This is a genomic window from Kitasatospora sp. CB02891 (assembly GCF_002803145.1).
Taxonomy (GTDB): domain Bacteria; phylum Actinomycetota; class Actinomycetes; order Streptomycetales; family Streptomycetaceae; genus Kitasatospora; species Kitasatospora griseola.
In genome coordinates, this window is sequence record NZ_NNBO01000008.1 from 127,221 (window position 1) to 143,868 (window position 16,648).

Genomic DNA, 16,648 nt, shown 5'->3' on the forward strand with positions numbered 1-16,648 from the left:
CCGCATGGGGCTGACGCTGCAGCAGGCTGGACAGCTGACCGACGTTCTGATGTCCGAGCTGCAGATCCGCTCGGGCGCCGTGCGCCAGGCGACGGAGTACTTCAAGGGCCAGGTCCCGCTCAGGTTCGCCAGCGAGCAGTACCGGCAGTACTTCGAGAAGCAGTACCGCGGGTTCTCGGACAACTGGGTAGCTCCGGTCGCCGAAGCGCCGGTGGAGCGCCTCGAGGTGACCGGGGTGAAGGCCGCGGGCGCGTTGAAGGCCGACCGGGACCTGTGGGGCGTGTGGCAGCGCAACGGGCTCGACGCAGACAGCCAGCTCGGTTTCCTCGGTGCCGGCCTGGGCGCCCGGTCCTTCGCGCTCGTCTGGGGCGACGAGGACGACCCTGAGACCCCACGGGTCACCTTCGAGGACGCCCGGCAGGCCATCGTGCTGTACAAGCCGGGCAGTCGGCGGTGCCGAAAGGCCGCGCTGAAGACCTGGCAGGACGGCAACGTCGAGTACGCCACCCTGTACCTCAAGGATGAGGTGTGGAAGCTGCAGCGTCCGATCGGCGCCGAGCCTCGCAAGTCGCCGATGTTCGCCGAGGCCGAGGAGCTGGACCGGCAGTGGGACCTTCGAGAGCCGGGCAGGAGCGATAGCCCGGAGCCGAACCCGCAGCCGAACCCGATGGGCATGGTCCCGATGGTGGAGCTGCCGAACCGGCCCCTGCTCGCGGACGACCCGATCTCGGACGTGTCCGGCGTGATCGCCATGCAGGACGCGGTCAACCTGCTCTGGTCACAGCTGTTCACCGCCTCCGACTTCGCCAGCTTCCCGCAGCGCGTAGTGCTCGGCGCCGAGCCGCCCAAGACGCCGATCCTGGACAGCAACGGACAGGTCATCGGGTCGAAGCCGGTACCGCTGGAGAAGTTCGCCGTGGACCGCGTCCTGTGGCTCAGCTCCTCCGAGGCGTCGATCGGGTCGTGGCCGGCCGCGAACCTCGAGGCCTACACCAAGGTGATCGAGGTCGCGGTCGGGCACATTGCAGCGCAGACCCGAACCCCTCAGCACTACCTCGTCGGCAAGATGGCCAACTTGTCCGGCGACGCGTTGATCGCCGCCGAGACCGGCCAGGTCAAGAAGGTGCAGCAGAAGCAGCTCTGGTACGGGCAGGCGATCCGCGAGCTGTTCCAGCTGATCGCGCTGGCCCGCGGCGAGGACGACCTGGCCCGGGCGGTGGCCGGCGGAACGGTGATGTGGGCGGACGCCGAGTCCCGATCGATGTCCCAACTCACCGACAGCCTGCTGAAGCTGAAGCAGATCGGTTTCCCCTTCGAGTACCTGGCGCTGCGCTACGGGCTGACACCGACCGAGGTTGCCGACCTGCTGGCGATGCGTGAGCAGGAGGCTGCGACGGACCCAGTGGCGGCGTTGATGAACAGCGCCCAGCAGGCCCAGGCCGCACCGTTGCCCCCCGTCCCGGCGCCGACAGGGTGAGCCGTGGACCTTGCCGAACTCGCCGAGCGCCACCTCGTCGCCCGCCGCCGCACAGCCGCCGCCGCGGTCCTGGGGGCGGTACGGGAGTGGCGTCGGCTCGACAGCCGGGACCTCACCGAGTCCTGGGCCCAGTCGGCACCGCGCCTGCTCGCCGTGGTCACCGCCGGGCAGACGGCGGCCGCGGCCACCGCCCAGGCCTACACCGACCGCGCCACCGTGCTGCAGGACGTCCGGCCCGAACCGACCGGGACCGTCTCCGCCGCGGCGTTCGCCGGCTACGCCTCGGACGGCCGCGACCTGGCCGGCCTGCTCTACCTGCCGGTGATCGACACCAAGCAGGCCATCGCCTCCGGCTCCTCCCTCCCAGAGGCCCTCGGCCTCGGCGAACGCAGTCTGCGCATGCTGGTGGACACCCAGGTCGCCGACGCCGGCAGGGCCGCTGACGGCGTCGGCATCACGGCGAACCGGGCCCTGACCGGCTACGTCCGCACGATCTCCGGCGGCGCGTGCGGGCGGTGCGCGCTGCTGGCGGGAACCCGGTACGCCTACAACACCGGCTTCCAGAGGCACCCGCACTGCCACTGCACGCACGTCCCGGTCGCCTCCCGTTCCAAGGGCCCGCCAGCGGCGGTGAACCCGAGGACGTACTTCGACTCGCTGACGCCCGCTCAGCAGGACAAGGCCTTCACCGTCCACGGCGCGCGTGCGATCCGTGACGGCGCGGACATCTCCCAGGTCGTCAACGCCCGCCGCGGCATCTCCACCGCCGGGTCCTGGGTGGCGAACGGTGTCACTCACCGGGGGCGCATCGACCGCACCGGCACCGTCACCACGACCACGTTCGGCACTTCGCGCCGCAGCCTGGCAGGACGCCGCCTCCGCGAGACCGGAGCCGGCGGACGGCAGGTACGCCGGCTGACCCCGGAAGCGATCTACCGGCTGGCCAGCACCCGCGACGAAACGATCCGGTTGCTGTTCCAGCACGGCTACATCGTCTGATCACCGGCCGCCGCAACGGCGGCCCCGACTCCTGCAAGAGGAGCCCCGCAATGCACGACAGCACGCTGCCCCGCCACCCCCTCACGGGCCTGTCTGCCGTCGGCTGGCGCAATGCCCGCCCGGGCGAGACGGGCCCGCAGCCGATCTGGCCGGTCCTCGGCGGTGCCCCCGACGACGAGGGCGAGATGGACGACGCCGACGGAACCTCGGACGGCGGGGGCGACACCGAGCCGGACGGCGACATCGGCCGGGAACCCGCCGACGAACCGCTCGGCGAAGCCGGCACCAAGGCCCTGACCGCCGAGAAGGAGCGCCGCAAGGCCGAGGCCGAGCGGCGCCGCAAGGCCGAAGCCGAACGCGACGAGCTGCGCAGGCAGATCGAGGCGAGCCAGCAGGGTGACGGCGGTCCCACGCCGGAGCAGATCCGCCGGGAAGCCGACACGGCCGCGACCGCCCGCGCCAACGACCGCATCGTCCGCTCCGAGATCCGGGCCGCCGCAGCCGGCAAGCTCGCCGACCCCAAGGATGCCCTGCGCTTCCTCGACCTCACCCGCTTCGAGGTCGACAACGACGGCCAGGTCGACGAGGACGCGATCACCGAAGCGCTCGACGACCTCCTGCAGTCCAAGCCCTATCTGGCAGCCGCAACGACCGCCAAGCCGCGGTTCGAGGGAACCGGTGACGGCGGTGCGCGCAAGGCGGCTGTCGGCCCTCGGCAACTCACCGAGGCCGACATCAAGAAGATGACGCCCGAGCAGATCGACGAGGCTCACCGCAAGGGTCAGCTGCGCGACTACATGGGCTCCTAACCGAGAGGACCCGCCCCAGTGGCCATCACCCGATTCAAGCCGGAGATCTGGAGCGCCAAGCTCCTCGTCGCCGCACGCAAGGCCCTCGTCTACGGCGGCCCCCAGGTCATCAACCGGGACTACGAGGGCGACATCGCCCAGGCGGGCGACACCGTCCGCATCACCTCGATCTCCGACCCGACGGTCGGCACCTACGTGCCGAACAACACGGTCATCACCCCCGAGGAACTGACCGACGCCCAGCGGAGTCTGGTGGTCGACCAGCAGAAGTACTGGGCGTTCAAGGTCGATGACGTCGACAAGCGGCAGGCCAAGGGCGACGTCATGACCGAGGCCATGTCCCGGGCCGCGTACAAGATGGCCGACGTCCAGGACCAGTACGTCGCCTCGTTCTACACCGGCATCCAGGCCGCGAACGTGATCGGTTCCACCGGCGCCCCGATCAACATCTACACCACGCCGACCGACGCCTACGACAAGGTCCTGGTTCCGCTGCGGACCAAGCTGGCCAAGGCCAACGTCCCGACCCAGGGCCGCTACGTGGTCGCCAGCCCGGAGTTCATGGCGTCCCTGCTCCTCGACCCGCGCTTCATCAAGGCGAACGAGGCCGGCACCCCCGATGCCCTGCGCAACGGCCTCGTCGGCCGCGCCGCCGGCTTCGACATCTTCGAGTCCAACAACACCCCGGTGCCTTCCGGCGACACCCAGGTCATCCAGGCCGGCGTCGGCGCCGCGATCACCTTCGCCGACCAGATCGCCAAGACCGAGGCCTACCGGCCCGAGTCCAGCTTCTCGGACGCGGTCAAGGGCCTGAGCGTCTACGGCGCCAAGCTCGTCCGTCCCGACATGCTCGCCTGCGCCTACATCGACCCGGCCGCCTGATCGGAGACCTGACCCATGGCACGCACCGCACTGCCCTACAGCAACCTCGTCCCGAACAGCAGCCTCGCCGACCCGGCGGGCACTGCACTCACTTCCGGCGCCGGCAACGGCGGCCAGATCGCCAAGGCACTGCCCGAGCTGACCCTGCTGCGGCTCTCCAACGCCTCCGGCGGCTCCGGCACCGCCACCCTCAAGGCCGGGACCTACCCGCCCGCCCTGGCCGCCGGGCTCGGCGATCTGACCGTGACCGTCGCCAACTCCGCCACCCAGTGGATCGGCCCGTTCGAGTCCGGCCGCTTCCTCCAGGGCGACAGCTCCCTCGTCATCGAGACGTCCGTCGCGATGACCGCCACCGCCTTCCGCGTCCCGAGGAACACCTGATGACCGACACCATCCACGTCCGAGGGGAAGGCGGCACGGTCATCGCGATGGACCTGCCGCTGCACGAGGCGATCGCCAACCGCCTCGCTACCGGCCAACTCCAGCGGGTCGACGCCGACGGCCGTCCCTTGGCCGGCGACCCGGCGCCCGACCTGCCCGACAAGCCGCCCGCCCAGGGCGCACCGAAGGCCGCCTGGATCGACTGGGCGACCGCCCAGGGCGCCGACCCCGACGAAGCCGAGGCGATGACCAAGGGCGACCTGATCGAGAAGTACGGCACCGGCGCCGTCGAATAGCGAGGGGAGGCGACCGTGAGCCTGCCCCCGCTCGCCACCCAGGCCGACGCCACCGCGTACGGGTACACGCTGCCGCCTACGACGGCGGATGGCCTCCTCAACCGGGCGTCCGCCCGGATCCGCCGAGCCGCCGGGCAGCCGATCACCAGTAGCACCAGCACGGTGCGACTGGAGGTGACCGACGGCACGGTCACTCTGCCGGGCCCGCCGGTCACCGCGGTGTCCTCGGTACTCGGCGTCGCGTGCGACGGCACCACCACCGCCCTCGAGTGGTGGTGCTGGGACGGCAGCACCCTGACGGTGCCGTACGGCACCGCGCAGGTCGACGTCGTCTTCACCCGCGGCTACCCGGTCGTCCCGGACGGGATCGTGGAACTCACCTGCGCGGTGGCCGCCCGCCTCGCCGCGACGCCCGCTGGTGCAGAGGGGCTGCTGCGGTCCCGCCAGATCGACGACTACAGCGAGACCTACGCCACCGAGGCGATCGCCGCCGCCGGCGACCTGCTCCCGGGCGAACGCGATGCCCTCGAGGATGCCCTCGGCACCCCCGAGGCCTGGATGACGAGGAGCCAGTGATGGACCTCGCCCCACTCCTCGCCGCCGGCCGGGCGGCCCATGAGGAATTGATGGTCGACACCGTGCAGGTCCTCGCACCGGGCTCGCCCGTGTACGACTCGGCAACCGGCGCCACGGTGCGGCCGGACAGCCGGGTGCTGTACTCGGGCCGGGCCCGGGTGAAACCCGCCGCCGCAGTCAGCGAAACCGCGCAGACCGGCCAGCGGCTGGTGGTGCAGCGCCGCTACGAGGTGGCGCTGCCCTGGTCGGTGGCCGCGCTGGGCACGGTCGTGCCGGGCGTGCAGGTGGTGGTCGACGCCTCGCCGGATCCGCGGCTGGCCGGGCTGACCCTGTGGGTGACGTCAGTAGCGGAGTCGGCGACGGCGACGGCCTGGCGGCTCGCGGCGGAGGACCGGTCGTGAGCGCGGACGTGACCGGCCTGGAGGCTCTGACTGCCGACCTGGCGCGGTCGGCGGCCGATGTCGACCGGCGGGCCCAACAGGTCGTGTCCAAGGGCGCGTTGAACATCAAGAACGACTGGCGGGCGAACGCGGCGGCCACCGCGGGGCGACACGCGCGGCTGTACCCGATGTCCATCGGCTACGACCTCACCGCCGTGCCGGGCATCGGAGTGTCGGCGGAGATCGGCCCCGACAAGAGCAAAGCACAGGGCCCGCTCGGCAACCTGCTGGAGTTCGGCAGCGTCAAGAACGCCCCGCACAACGACGGCGGCCGCGCCCTGGCCGCCGAGATGCCCCGGTTCACCGCCGCGGTCGAGGCGCTTGGAGAGGAGCTGCTGTGACGGCCCCTCAACTCCTCCCGCACGTCCAGGCCCTGGCCGCCGCGATCAGGGCCCTGCCCGATACCCCGCTCACGGTGTACGTCGGCGGCGCCCCGGCTGGTCCGGCGCCGCTGCCGGACACCTACGTCGTGCTGTACCCGGATCCGGGCAACGTGGATGCGGCGTCGCTCGCGGACGACCGCACCGAGTTGTCCGGGATGGTGCAGGCGACGTGCGTCGGCAGCACGCCCGATGGCGCGATCGGTACGGCCGACCGGGTCGCGCAGGCCTGGGACGGCCCGCTGGTCGTGGCCGGCCGCGCGTGCTGGCGCCCGGAACGCCTCGGCGGGCCGCCGCTGCAACGCGACGACGACCTGGTCCCGCCCGTCTGGTACCTCGCTGTGCAGTACGGCATCCACTCCATCCCCGCATGAACTCCCGAACGAACTGGAGGGCCTGATGGCCACCTTCACCACGCAGGTTCCGACGCTGGCCGGCCTCGCCCCCGTCTACTCGGCAGCGTCCGCCGGCGGCGACCGGGCCGAGTGCGGCGACCGGAACTTCCTGCACGTCAAGAACGGCAGCGCGAGCGCCGTCACGGTGACCCTGGCGACGACCGGCGCCGTGCGCGGGCAGTCCGTCGCGCCGGTCACCGTCTCGGTCCCGGCATCGGGCGAGCGCATGATCGGCCCGCTCGCCGGCGAGCTGTTCGCGGGCGCCGCCGATGGTCTCGCCGCGGTCTCCTGGTCGGCGACGGCCACGGTCACGGCGGCCGCGTTCCGCATCTGATCCACGCTCCGACCACCTGACGCCCCGGCCGACCGGCGGGGGCGTTTCGCATGCTCCGAGGAGAAGAGTCATGTCCGACACGATCGCCGATGGCTACACGCGGGTCTCCTGGGTCGCCACCATCGCCAACATCACCGCCCCCGCGCTGCCCGAGCTGACCGCCGGCACGTCCATCGACCTCACGCCGCGGATGACCCCCGACGGCCTCAACATCGAGCCCAAAACGGCCCTGGTCGACACCGGCGCCCTGGCGTCCACCTTCGACACCTCCGAGCTCGGCCGCGTCTCCTACGACAACCCGGACCTGACGTTCAAAAGGGGCACGACCCCGGCCGAGGACCGCCCCTACACCACCCTGGTGCGCGGAGTGCACGGCTACGTCGTGGTCCGCCGCAACGTGCCGTACACCACGGCCTGGGCCAGCGGCCAGCAGGTCGAGGTCTACCCCGTCGCGTGCGGAGAGCGCATCAACGCCAAGTCCGCGAAGAACGAGGTCATGAAGTGGTCCCTGCCGCTCGCGGTGACGACCGAGCCCGCCCCGAACGCGGTGATCGCCTGATGGCCGCCGCGAAGAAGCAGCGCGGACCGCTGGACGCGGAGGCCGTCATCGGCATGGCGACGCGCCGGGAGACGAGCGTTCCGCTGTGCCTGGCCGGCCATCTGCAGGGCGAGTACGAGGTGCTGGAGCGTCAACTCGCGGACGCTGCCGCGACGGTGGGCCAGTCCCTGGCCGGCACCAACCGGGCGGACATCGCCCAGCGCATGGAGGCGGTGCGCGAGGAGATGGCCGAGCACCTGGTCGTCTTCCGTCTGCGGGCGCTCGCTCCGGCCACATGGTCGGACCTGGTGGCCGCTCATCCCGGCCGCACCAGCGCCCACGCTTTCGATGAGGTCACGCTCGGCCCGGCTGCGATCGCCGCGTGCCTGGTTGACCCCGTGATGTCGGTCGAGCAGTACGGGCGGCTGGCTGAGCGACTGACCTCCGGCCAGCAGGACGCCCTGCTGAACGCGACGTGGTCGCTGAACACGGAGGCCGCCCAGCGCGTCCCTTTTTCGCTTCTCGCCTCCGCGACAGCCGGCTCCCTCACCGGCGAGAGGTAGAGGCCGCGCGGGCCTGGGGCGTGCCTCGGTCCGTGTTCCTCGGCCGGCCGATTCCGGCATCGGGCGATCCGCTGTGGCTCGACGACGATCGGGCGTGGGCGCTGGCCCTGCTGCAGGTCGAGGGCGAGGCCTGCAGGGGCTGCGGGCAATCCGTCGCCGACTCCACCGATCCGGCCCTCGAGGAGATGTGGCGCGCGGACGTGATCCGCTGCCACGCCTGTGCAGCCGCGGGCCGTGAGATGGCCGACTTCCAGCACGGCAGCAAAGACGTCCACGGCGCATACGCGCACGTCAGCAGGCGGGAGGCGTTGCCGTGGCAGACCGTACCGTCGCAGTCCGGCTGAACCTGGACACCTCCGGCTACCGCCGGGGCGCGGTGCAGGCGGAGCAGGCGACCGAGCAGGTGGCCGCCTCTGCTGCTGCGGCCGGCGCCCAGTCGCAGCAGGCGTTCGGCCGGGCCGCGACCGGCATCCAGTCGAGCATGCAGCGGGCGTCTCGCAGCGTCGGGACGTTCGGGCAGACCGTGCAGGAGTCGACGTCTCGCACGACCGTCGGCCTGGGCCGAATGGAGCTGGCGGCGCGGGAGCTGCCGGGCCCGTTCCAGGCCGCGTCCCGGGCGACCACCCAGTCGCTCGGGCAGATCTCCACGTCGGCAACTGCTGCCGCCAGCGCGGTGGTTGCGGCCGACACGCGCATGACCGAGGCGTCGGTCGCCAGCGCGCAGGGCATCCGCACGTCCCTGGCGACCCGGCTGGCCGTGGCCGAGGCGGTGGTCCAGCAGGAGGTGCGTGCTGCGGCGCGGGCTGAGGAGACCTCCGCGGTCACGGTCGGCGCGTACGGCCGGATGGCGGCCGCCGCACGGGCCTGGGGCACGTCGGTGCAGAGCTCCGCGGCGAGCGGCGTCCGGGCGATGGCGGCGGCCGGCGAGTCCGGCGAGCGGGCGTTCACCGGGGTCCGCACCGCAGGCCTGCTGCTGGTCGGCGCTTTCGCCGCGGCGAGCGTCGCGGCCGCCCGTTTCGAGAAGTCGATGAGCGGCGTGTACGCCGTGGCGGACGCCAACACCCAGCAGATGGGCGAGCTCCGCAGCGCCGCGATCGAGGCCGGCCGGGCGACCAGCTTCAGCGCGTCCCAAGCAGCGGACGCCGAGGCGGAGTTGGCCCGCGCGGGCGTGTCCGTCGCGGACATCACCGGCGGCGCTCTCCAGGGCTCGCTGGCGCTCGCGGCGGCCGGTCAGCTCTCTCTGTCCGAGTCGGCGGTGGTGGCCGCCCAAGCCATGAATACGTTCGGGCTGAAGGGCTACCAGGTCGGCCACATCGCGGACGTCTTGGCCAGTGGTGCGAACAAATCGGCGGCAGACGTGCACGGCCTGGGCGAGTCCCTGCGGATGGGAGGTCTGCTCGCGCACCAGACCGGACTGGACCTCGAGGACACCGTCGGCGTCCTATCCGCTTTTGCTGATCATGCGCTCATCGGATCGGACGCAGGCACCTCGCTGAAGACCATGCTCCAGCGACTGACCCCGCAGTCGGGCGAGGCCGCCGACATGATGCAGCAGCTCGGCTTCAGCGCCTTCGACACGTCGGGACGCTTCGTCGGCCTGGAGGAGCTGGCCGCCCGGATGAAGCGCGCCTTCTCCCAACTCACCCCTGAGGCCAGGAACTTGGCGATGGCCACGATTTTCGGGTCCGACGCGGTGCGGGCGGCGACGATCCTGTACGAGCAGGGCGCGACGGGCATCATGCGGTACCGGGACGCCGTCAACGACCAGGGCGCCGCCCAGCGGATGGCCTCCGTGCAGACCAACAACCTCGCCGGTGATCTGGAGAGGCTGACTGGCAGTCTCGAGGTCGCGCTGATCGAGGGCGGCAGCGACGCCAACCAGGTTCTGCGCGAGATGGTCAAGTGGATCACCGACGTGGTCGACGCCTACTCTGCACTGCCGGGCTGGCTGCAGACCACCGCGACCGGGCTGGCCCTGGTGGCCGGCGCGATCGCCCTGGTCGTCGGCGGGTTGATGCTGGGTCTGCCGCGCGTCATGGCCTTCCGGGCGTCGATCGCCGCGCTCGCCACCACGATGCCCAGGCTCGCATCGGCGATGACGATGACGCTGCGCGCCGCCGGCGGCATCGGCGCCGTGCTGGCCGTCGCAACCGTGGCCCTGGGCATCTTCGGGCAGGCTCAGAACGAGACCAAGGCCCGCACCGAGGACCTGACCGCCGCGATCAAGGCCGACAACGCCGCGATCGGCACGAACACACGGGCGTGGTTGGCGCACGAGTTGGAGACCCGCGGCGCGCTGAAGAGCGCTCGGGCGCTGTCGATCTCCACCCAGGATCTGACGGAGGCGATCCTCAACGGCGGCGCGGCGGCGACCCGGGTCCAGCGGCAGCTGTCGTCCTTGTACGACTCGATCGACGCCAACCGGCAGGCGAACACGGAGGGCGGCGGTCAGGACGATCGCGAGCGGGTCAAGCAGATCAAGGCCGTCCAGGACGCGCTGTCGCAGCTGAACCCGCAGGTCAATGAATCGGTCGCGGCAGCCAAGCGCGAGGCGGAGGCGACGGGAGCGGCCGCCGATTCCACCGGGGCGCTCGGCAAAAGTGCGCTCAAGACCGCCGATGATCTCGAGAACGCCAAGTCCGCGAGCGATCAGCTCCACGACAGCCTGATGCGGCTGAACGGCATCAACATCGACGCTGCCAGCAGCGCGATTAAGTACCAGAAGAGTCTCCAGGACCTGCGGGACGCGGTCGCGGAGAACGGCCGGAGCTTGGACATCACCACGGAGAAGGGCCGTGCCGTCAAAACGGCGGTGCTCGGCGCGGCATCGGCGGCCAGCGACCACGCCGAAGCGGTGATGAAGCAGACCAACAGCATGGAGCTGGCACAGGCCGCCTACCAGGACGACGTCGCGGGGCTCAAGGAGACGATGAGGGCCGCCGGCTTCACCACCGACCAGATCAAGTCGCTCACCTCCGCGTACGCCCAGCTGCCGATGACCAAGCAGACCGAGGTCACCGACCCGGGCGCGGTGCAGACCATCAAGGACCTCACCGACATCAAGGCGAGGCTGTCGGACATCCCGCCGGGCAAGACGATCACCGTCAAGGCCCCCAGCGACGCCGCGATCCAGGACCTGCAGGCGATCGGCTACCGGGTCGAGCACCTGCCCGACGGCAAGGTGAAGATCACCGTCCCGACCGACGACGCGTTCGGCGGCATCAATAAGATCCAAGCCGCGATCAACGGGATCAGCGACAAGTCGGTCAAGGTGCTGGTCAACGGCACGGTGACCCTCAACGGCGAGTACCTGCACGGCGGCCGCGGGCCGGGATTCGCCAACGGCGGTGTCGTGCATGCCGCTTCGGGCTACACGGTGCCCGGGTACGCGCCGCGCCAGGACACCGTGCCGGCGATGCTCTCGCCGGGCGAGGGCGTGCTGGTCCCGGAGACCGTCCGCCGGCTCGGCGGGGCACCTGCGATCGACGCCCTGAACGCCTGGGGCCGCTACAACGCGCCCGCGCCGCAGCTGATCCCGGCCCGCGCCCTCGTCAGTACCGGTGGGGGCGGGGGCAGCTACGACCATTCCCGCACCACCAACGTGACCCTGCACGGCGCCCGGATGACCGAGGCCGAGCAGGCCGCCGGCCTGCTACGACTGCTCGACTTCTACGGCTGACAGGAGGTGACGGGGCATGGGCTACACCCCCGGGCAGATCCTCGGCGGACGGACCGTCACCCTCGGGACGCTGGTGCTCGGCCAGGTCGATGCCGCGGGGGTCGCGTGGACGGTCAGCAAGGACGGACTGCGGGGGTGGGACGGGGCGCCGGTGCGCGCGCAGTACTCGGACCGGACAGCCGACCATGGCTCATGGGCTGGGCCCACCTACCTGGCGGCCCGGCCCATCACCGTGGCCGGCACAGTCACCGCACCCGACCTGGCGACCCTGGACGCCGCCTACGACCAGCTGGCCGCGGCCGCCGCGCTCACCGACACCGTGCTCGTCGTCGGGGAGACCTCGCCGAAACAGGCAACGGTGCGGCGCTCCGGCGAGGTGCTGTGGCGCCTGGACACGGACCGGATCGCCTCGTACAGCGTGATGCTGACGGCCGCGGACCCCCGCCGGTACAGCACCATGCTGCAGACCGCGAGCACCGGCCTGCCGGCCGCCGGGGCTGGGATCACGCTGCCCATCACGCTGCCGCTGACCATTCCCGCCGGCGGCAGCTCCGGGCAGCTCACCCTGACCAACGGCGGGACCATCGGCACCCGCCCGGTCTTCACGATCACCGGCCCGGTGACGGCGCCTGCGATCCTCGTACAGTACCCGGACTCGACGGTCCGCCAGCTCGCCTACTCCGACACGCTCGGTGCGGGCGACCAGCTGGTCATCGACACCGACGCGCACACCGCGATCCTCAACGGCGTCGCGTCCCGGCGGCGGTACTTGTCCGGGATGTGGCCGGAGATCGGCCCCGGACAGACCGTCACCGTCCAATGGACCGCCGCCTCCACCGACCCTGCCGCACTGCTGACCGCCTCGTGCCGGTCTGCCTGGATGTGAGGAGCTCCCATGCCCACCGACCCGCTGTGGCTCCCCACCCTCAGCTACGACGAGACCGAGCTCAGGCTCATGGACCTGTCGCTCGTGATGGCCGACGGCACCGCCCGCGGCGCCCGCCCCGGCCTCCGCCCCGGCGATCCCGGCATGGCCGTCACCCTCGCCGGCACCACCGTCAACGTCAGCGCGGGCACGGCCACGCTGTACCGCTCCGGGCAGGGCCTGTACCGGGCCCAGCTCGCCGCGACCAGCCCCGGCACCCTGGTCGCCGCTGACGCCTCGTTCTCGAGGATCGACCTCGTGTACCTACGGGTGTGGGACACCGCGGTCGACGCCTCCGGCCTCCGCAAAGCGGACGCCGTCTACCTGCCGGGCACGCCCTCCGGCACGCCGGCCGCGCCCAATCCCGGCGCCACCGAGATCTACATTCGCCTGGCGACCATCACGGTGCCGCCGACCGGCTCCGGCGGCACCGGCGCTGCCACCGTCTCCAGCGCGGTCCGGCAGGTCACCGTCGCTCCCGGCGGCGTACTCCCCGTCAGCTCGGCCGCCGACATCGCCGCCGCCGGCACCTACGTCGGACAGGTCCGGTACAACACCGCCCGGGCCATGCTGGAAACCTGGTCCGGGACGGCGTGGGTCGCCCCCGGCGACTGGACGGCGTACACCCCGACCTGGACCGCATCGGTCACCAACCCCGTCGTCGGCGCCGGCGGTTCGCTGACGGGCCGCTACACCGTGATCGGCAAGAGCGTCACCGTGCTGATCAGCTTGCTCGCGGGCTCCGCCACGACTTACGGCAACGGCGAGTGGGCTTTCAGCCTGCCGTTCGCTGCCGCGAACATCGGCACGGCCGCCAGACAATGGCTCGGGGCGGCCCTCGGCATCGTCCCCGGCAGCGCCTACTGGCCGGGCACCTCACAGGTCGAGTCCAACACCTCCGTGGTGCGGGCCCTGTCCCCGATGACCGCCGCCGGCAGCGCCAACGCACGCTGGGCCGCCGCCGTCCCCCAGACCTGGGCATCCGGCCACCAGCTCAACATCGAGATCACCTACGAGGCGGCGTGAGCGCCTACACCCTCGCGTGGTTCGGCTGCGACCTGCGCACCGGCGCGATCGCCGAAGAGCTGCGGGCCCTGCGCCCGACCCAGGCGCTCACCCGCCGGATCGGCGCGGCCACCAGCGTGCCAATGGAGCTCGACCTCGCCGGTGCGCCGCCGCACTGGGAGGCCGCCACGGACCAGGGGCGCACGCTGCAGGTCGCCGTGGACGAGACGACCGGGGCGATCGTCTGGGCCGGGATCACTGCCGAACGCGACGGCGGCAGCTCCCAGACGCTGACGCTCGGCGCGGCTACGGCCGAGTCGTACCTCGACCGCCGCTACCCGGGCGACTACACCGCCACCGCCACCGACGCGACCACCGTCATGGCCGCCCTCGCCGCCCCGGCAGCGAGCCTCGGGCCGCCGATCGAGTTCGACACCGCACCATCCGGCCTGCTCATCGACTACTCCATGCGCGACCTCGACGACAAAACGGTCATGTCGGGGCTGCAGGAGATCGCCGACATGGCCGGCGCGCCGGAGTGGACCGTGGACGTCGTCTGGGCAGACGCCGCCCAGACCCGTGTCAAGTTGGTCGTCCGGATCCGCCCGGCCATCGGCATCCAACTCGCCGTGCCCGGGGCGGTGTTCGATTTCCCGGGCTGCATCGGCGACTACAGGCTCACCGAGTCCTACGACCGCGGGCGCGGCGCCACCCGAACCGTAGCCCGTGGCGAGCTGGTCGACGGCGTCCGCACCACCAGCACGGTGCACACCGCCGACAGCCTGATCGCAGCCGGCTGGTGCCTGTGGGAGCGGCGCTGGACACCGTCCGCCGGAATCACCGACACCGCCCAGCTCGACCGGCACGCCACCGAGGCCATCACCCTGATGGGCACCGGCTCACGAGCCTGGACTGTCAACGCGGTCGCCTCCCGTGCGCCACGCCTCGGCACCGACTGGTCGCTCGGCGACACCATCGCGATCAGCATCGACCGCTCGCCCCGGCACCCGGCCGGGGCCCAGGCCGTCGCCCGCGCGTACGCGTGGAGCCTGGACGCCGCAGCGGACCGGGTGTCGCCGATCCTGCTGGAGGACACGTGACCACCCGAAACGACCAGCTCCCGCGCAGTCTCGGCGACATCGTCGGCCAGCTCACCGCCCTGCAGCGGCAGATCGACGAACTGCGCGCCCAGCAGCCGGACATGTCGGCCGCCGACGCCGTACTGCCGCCTCTGGACGCCGACACCTCCCGCTGGCCACAGACCACCGCCGGCGGCTACACCGCCATCGCCCGCTGCTCGAGCATCCGCCACGGCAGCGCCCTGCGCCTCGTCCTGGACACCGCGGCCACCAGTGGCTCCACCGGGTCAGTGCGCGTCATCGTCGCGGGCACCCAGTGGGGCCCGACCGTCGCCGCAGGCGCCCAGTTCGACTGGACCGCCCCGTTGCCAGCCCAGGTCGCCGCGGCCGGCCGCTACGACCTCACGGTCGAGGCCCAGCGCACCTCGGGCACCGGGATCGTGGCCGCGCAGACCCGCCTGATCCGCAACATCCCCTGACTTGGAAGGACCGTCGTGCACGTCGCGAACACCCTGTTCCAGCCCGACCCCGCCCTGCTGCCCCCGCTGCTGGACGACGTTGCGGCCTACGAGTACCGCTGCGGCCGGGCCGGCCGCCCGGGCCCGGCCGTCACCGGACAGCCCACCGTCTACGGCGAGCTGTGGCTCATGGCCGTCGCCCGGCAGACCTCCGACCCCGGCCAGTGGGTCGTCTACGCGATCACGTCCGAGGAGGACGTCCCCGGCTGGCCGTACGACACCGGCCAGTACACCGGCGGCCTCCGCAGCGGCGCCGACTGGGCCCGGCCGCTCGCCGCCGCCGGCCACCAGGTCGTGCTCCGCCACTACGCCGACTTCGGCGTCACGTCGACCGCGGCCGACGTCCCCCTGACCTGACACACCCTCACCACCACCCCGTCGCCGCCCGGCGCCGGGGCCCTCAGCATGCCCTGGAGGCGTTCGTGAGAGACGAGTTCGCCGCGCTGCTGCTGGGCCAGGTCGGCCAGCACGAGGGGCGCGATCCGGACGGCACGTGGAACAACATCCAGCGGTACAGCCAGGAGACACCTGGTCTGGAGTGGTCGGACGGGCAGCCGTGGTGCGCCACGTTCGAGGCCTGGGCCGCGCATCAGCTCGGCATGGACCGGCTGTGGCCGATGACCGCGTCGTGCCTGGAGGCCGTCGCCTGGTGGCAGGACCGGGACCGGTGGACGCCGTACCCGGTGCTCGGTGGCCCGTTCTACCTCGGCCCGGGCGGCGGCACCCACACCGGCGTGGTCGTGGCGTTCGACGCCGACACGATCACCACCGTGGAGGGCAACTCCAATGCCGGCGGTAGCCCGGAGGGGGACGGCGTCTACCGCAGGGTCAGGCCCCGCCGCGGACCCGGGTCCCCGTACGGGTACGGCGTCCCGGCCTACCCGGAGGGCACGGTGTCCGCGGACCCGGCCCTCGGCGGCACGCGCACAGCGGCCGTCTCCCCGCCGGCGGTCGTGCCGGCACCCAACCCCGCGGCCCGGCCGAGCGACCGGCGCCGCCTCGACGAGGAGGTGCGCTGACATGGCGCTGCTGAACGGACAGATCCCGAAGGGCTTCGGCCGAGATAACTCGATCACGATCCCGCTCCCGCCTCCGGACGGCGGAGCGATCGGCTGGGGCACCGGCTACCTGTCGGTGTGCACGGGCTACGGGGATGCGAAGGTTCGTGCCGCGGTCTTCAACGCACAGCTCGGCGACTACCGCGAGAGCTTCGTCGTGGCCAAGCGGCTCGACGGCCGCGTGTTGATCCCGCTGCAGGCCGGCGACCAGAAGGTCGACCTTGAGCGCGTGCCGCTCGGCCCGGCCGACAAGGGCACCTGCAACGCCGCGTGGCAGATCGAAATCACCCTCAAGGCCTGACGGCCTTTCAACC

At 71.9% G+C, this 16,648-nt stretch carries 22 protein-coding genes; all 22 read left to right on the forward strand.

Features of this window, described 5'->3' with window-relative positions:
• Positions 1 to 4: 4 nt before the first annotated feature.
• The gene (locus tag CG736_RS19400) at positions 5 to 1,477 is read left to right on the forward strand and encodes a phage portal protein (protein WP_100587459.1); all 1,473 of its coding nucleotides are present in this window, start codon (positions 5 to 7) and stop codon (positions 1,475 to 1,477) included.
• Positions 1,478 to 1,480: 3 nt separating this feature from the next.
• A complete protein-coding gene (locus CG736_RS19405) occupies positions 1,481 to 2,476 on the forward strand; it encodes a hypothetical protein (protein ID WP_100587460.1) in 996 nt (331 codons plus the stop codon).
• 50 nt (positions 2,477 to 2,526) lie between these two features.
• Positions 2,527 to 3,285: a hypothetical protein gene (locus CG736_RS19410; RefSeq protein ID WP_100587461.1), complete on the forward strand. Its 759-nt coding sequence runs from the start codon at positions 2,527 to 2,529 to the stop codon at positions 3,283 to 3,285.
• 18 nt (positions 3,286 to 3,303) lie between these two features.
• Positions 3,304 to 4,167: a P22 phage major capsid protein family protein gene (locus tag CG736_RS19415; RefSeq protein ID WP_100587462.1), complete on the forward strand. Its 864-nt coding sequence runs from the start codon at positions 3,304 to 3,306 to the stop codon at positions 4,165 to 4,167.
• 15 nt (positions 4,168 to 4,182) lie between these two features.
• Positions 4,183 to 4,548, forward strand: a complete 366-nt coding sequence (locus CG736_RS19420) for a hypothetical protein (RefSeq protein WP_100587463.1) — start codon at positions 4,183 to 4,185, stop codon at positions 4,546 to 4,548.
• Positions 4,548 to 4,844 carry a hypothetical protein gene (locus CG736_RS19425; protein ID WP_100587464.1) on the forward strand — a complete coding sequence of 99 codons (297 nt, stop codon included), beginning with the start codon at positions 4,548 to 4,550 and terminating at the stop codon, positions 4,842 to 4,844. Before CG736_RS19420 ends, CG736_RS19425 begins: the two co-directional genes overlap by 1 nt.
• Positions 4,845 to 4,859: 15 nt before the next feature.
• The gene (locus tag CG736_RS19430; protein ID WP_100587465.1) at positions 4,860 to 5,420 is read left to right on the forward strand and encodes a hypothetical protein; all 561 of its coding nucleotides are present in this window, start codon (positions 4,860 to 4,862) and stop codon (positions 5,418 to 5,420) included.
• Positions 5,420 to 5,821: a DUF6093 family protein gene (locus CG736_RS19435; RefSeq protein ID WP_100587466.1), complete on the forward strand. Its 402-nt coding sequence runs from the start codon at positions 5,420 to 5,422 to the stop codon at positions 5,819 to 5,821. The genes CG736_RS19430 and CG736_RS19435 overlap by 1 nt, the downstream gene beginning before the upstream one ends.
• Entirely contained in the window at positions 5,818 to 6,201 is a 384-nt protein-coding gene (locus CG736_RS19440; protein WP_100587467.1) for a hypothetical protein, read from the forward strand. The genes CG736_RS19435 and CG736_RS19440 overlap by 4 nt, the downstream gene beginning before the upstream one ends.
• Positions 6,198 to 6,614: a hypothetical protein gene (locus CG736_RS19445; protein WP_100587468.1), complete on the forward strand. Its 417-nt coding sequence runs from the start codon at positions 6,198 to 6,200 to the stop codon at positions 6,612 to 6,614. The genes CG736_RS19440 and CG736_RS19445 overlap by 4 nt, the downstream gene beginning before the upstream one ends.
• Before the next feature lie 25 nt (positions 6,615 to 6,639).
• On the forward strand, positions 6,640 to 6,969 hold the full coding sequence (locus CG736_RS19450; protein ID WP_232734071.1) for a hypothetical protein: 330 nt from the start codon (positions 6,640 to 6,642) through the stop codon (positions 6,967 to 6,969).
• A 70-nt stretch (positions 6,970 to 7,039) separates the two neighbouring features.
• Entirely contained in the window at positions 7,040 to 7,528 is a 489-nt protein-coding gene (locus CG736_RS19455) for a hypothetical protein (protein WP_100587469.1), read from the forward strand.
• Positions 7,528 to 8,070 carry a hypothetical protein gene (locus CG736_RS19460; RefSeq protein WP_100587470.1) on the forward strand — a complete coding sequence of 181 codons (543 nt, stop codon included), beginning with the start codon at positions 7,528 to 7,530 and terminating at the stop codon, positions 8,068 to 8,070. The genes CG736_RS19455 and CG736_RS19460 overlap by 1 nt, the downstream gene beginning before the upstream one ends.
• 32 nt (positions 8,071 to 8,102) lie before the next feature.
• Complete coding sequence (locus CG736_RS19465) at positions 8,103 to 8,414, forward strand: hypothetical protein (RefSeq protein WP_100587471.1); 312 nt, start codon at positions 8,103 to 8,105, stop codon at positions 8,412 to 8,414.
• A complete protein-coding gene (locus CG736_RS19470; protein ID WP_100587472.1) occupies positions 8,384 to 11,749 on the forward strand; it encodes a phage tail tape measure protein in 3,366 nt (1,121 codons plus the stop codon). Before CG736_RS19465 ends, CG736_RS19470 begins: the two co-directional genes overlap by 31 nt.
• Before the next feature lie 16 nt (positions 11,750 to 11,765).
• A complete protein-coding gene (locus CG736_RS19475) occupies positions 11,766 to 12,635 on the forward strand; it encodes a phage tail domain-containing protein (RefSeq protein ID WP_100587473.1) in 870 nt (289 codons plus the stop codon).
• 9 nt (positions 12,636 to 12,644) lie between these two features.
• The gene (locus CG736_RS19480) at positions 12,645 to 13,700 is read left to right on the forward strand and encodes a hypothetical protein (RefSeq protein ID WP_100587474.1); all 1,056 of its coding nucleotides are present in this window, start codon (positions 12,645 to 12,647) and stop codon (positions 13,698 to 13,700) included.
• A complete protein-coding gene (locus CG736_RS19485; RefSeq protein WP_100587475.1) occupies positions 13,697 to 14,779 on the forward strand; it encodes a hypothetical protein in 1,083 nt (360 codons plus the stop codon). Before CG736_RS19480 ends, CG736_RS19485 begins: the two co-directional genes overlap by 4 nt.
• Positions 14,776 to 15,237, forward strand: a complete 462-nt coding sequence (locus CG736_RS19490) for a hypothetical protein (RefSeq protein WP_100587476.1) — start codon at positions 14,776 to 14,778, stop codon at positions 15,235 to 15,237. The genes CG736_RS19485 and CG736_RS19490 overlap by 4 nt, the downstream gene beginning before the upstream one ends.
• Before the next feature lie 15 nt (positions 15,238 to 15,252).
• Positions 15,253 to 15,633 (forward strand): hypothetical protein, encoded by a 381-nt coding sequence (locus CG736_RS19495; protein WP_100587477.1) that lies wholly within the window; start codon positions 15,253 to 15,255, stop codon positions 15,631 to 15,633.
• 65 nt (positions 15,634 to 15,698) lie between these two features.
• Complete coding sequence (locus CG736_RS19500; RefSeq protein WP_100587478.1) at positions 15,699 to 16,295, forward strand: CHAP domain-containing protein; 597 nt, start codon at positions 15,699 to 15,701, stop codon at positions 16,293 to 16,295.
• Position 16,296: 1 nt separating this feature from the next.
• Positions 16,297 to 16,635 (forward strand): hypothetical protein, encoded by a 339-nt coding sequence (locus CG736_RS19505; RefSeq protein ID WP_100587479.1) that lies wholly within the window; start codon positions 16,297 to 16,299, stop codon positions 16,633 to 16,635.
• The last annotated feature ends 13 nt before the right edge of the window (positions 16,636 to 16,648 follow it).

What these genes read in the sequence shown, in the direction of transcription:
- CG736_RS19400 (WP_100587459.1), top strand. Translation starts at nt 5, where the DNA reads ATGGGGCTGACGCTGCAGCAGGCTGGACAGCTGACCGACGTTCTGATG.
- CG736_RS19410 (WP_100587461.1), top strand. Translation starts at nt 2,527, where the DNA reads ATGCACGACAGCACGCTGCCCCGCCACCCCCTCACGGGCCTGTCTGCC.
- CG736_RS19420 (WP_100587463.1), top strand. Translation starts at nt 4,183, where the DNA reads ATGGCACGCACCGCACTGCCCTACAGCAACCTCGTCCCGAACAGCAGC.
- CG736_RS19425 (WP_100587464.1), top strand. Translation starts at nt 4,548, where the DNA reads ATGACCGACACCATCCACGTCCGAGGGGAAGGCGGCACGGTCATCGCG.
- CG736_RS19435 (WP_100587466.1), top strand. Translation starts at nt 5,420, where the DNA reads ATGGACCTCGCCCCACTCCTCGCCGCCGGCCGGGCGGCCCATGAGGAA.
- CG736_RS19450 (WP_232734071.1), top strand. Translation starts at nt 6,640, where the DNA reads ATGGCCACCTTCACCACGCAGGTTCCGACGCTGGCCGGCCTCGCCCCC.
- CG736_RS19455 (WP_100587469.1), top strand. Translation starts at nt 7,040, where the DNA reads ATGTCCGACACGATCGCCGATGGCTACACGCGGGTCTCCTGGGTCGCC.
- CG736_RS19460 (WP_100587470.1), top strand. Translation starts at nt 7,528, where the DNA reads ATGGCCGCCGCGAAGAAGCAGCGCGGACCGCTGGACGCGGAGGCCGTC.
- CG736_RS19475 (WP_100587473.1), top strand. Translation starts at nt 11,766, where the DNA reads ATGGGCTACACCCCCGGGCAGATCCTCGGCGGACGGACCGTCACCCTC.
- CG736_RS19480 (WP_100587474.1), top strand. Translation starts at nt 12,645, where the DNA reads ATGCCCACCGACCCGCTGTGGCTCCCCACCCTCAGCTACGACGAGACC.
- CG736_RS19505 (WP_100587479.1), top strand. Translation starts at nt 16,297, where the DNA reads ATGGCGCTGCTGAACGGACAGATCCCGAAGGGCTTCGGCCGAGATAAC.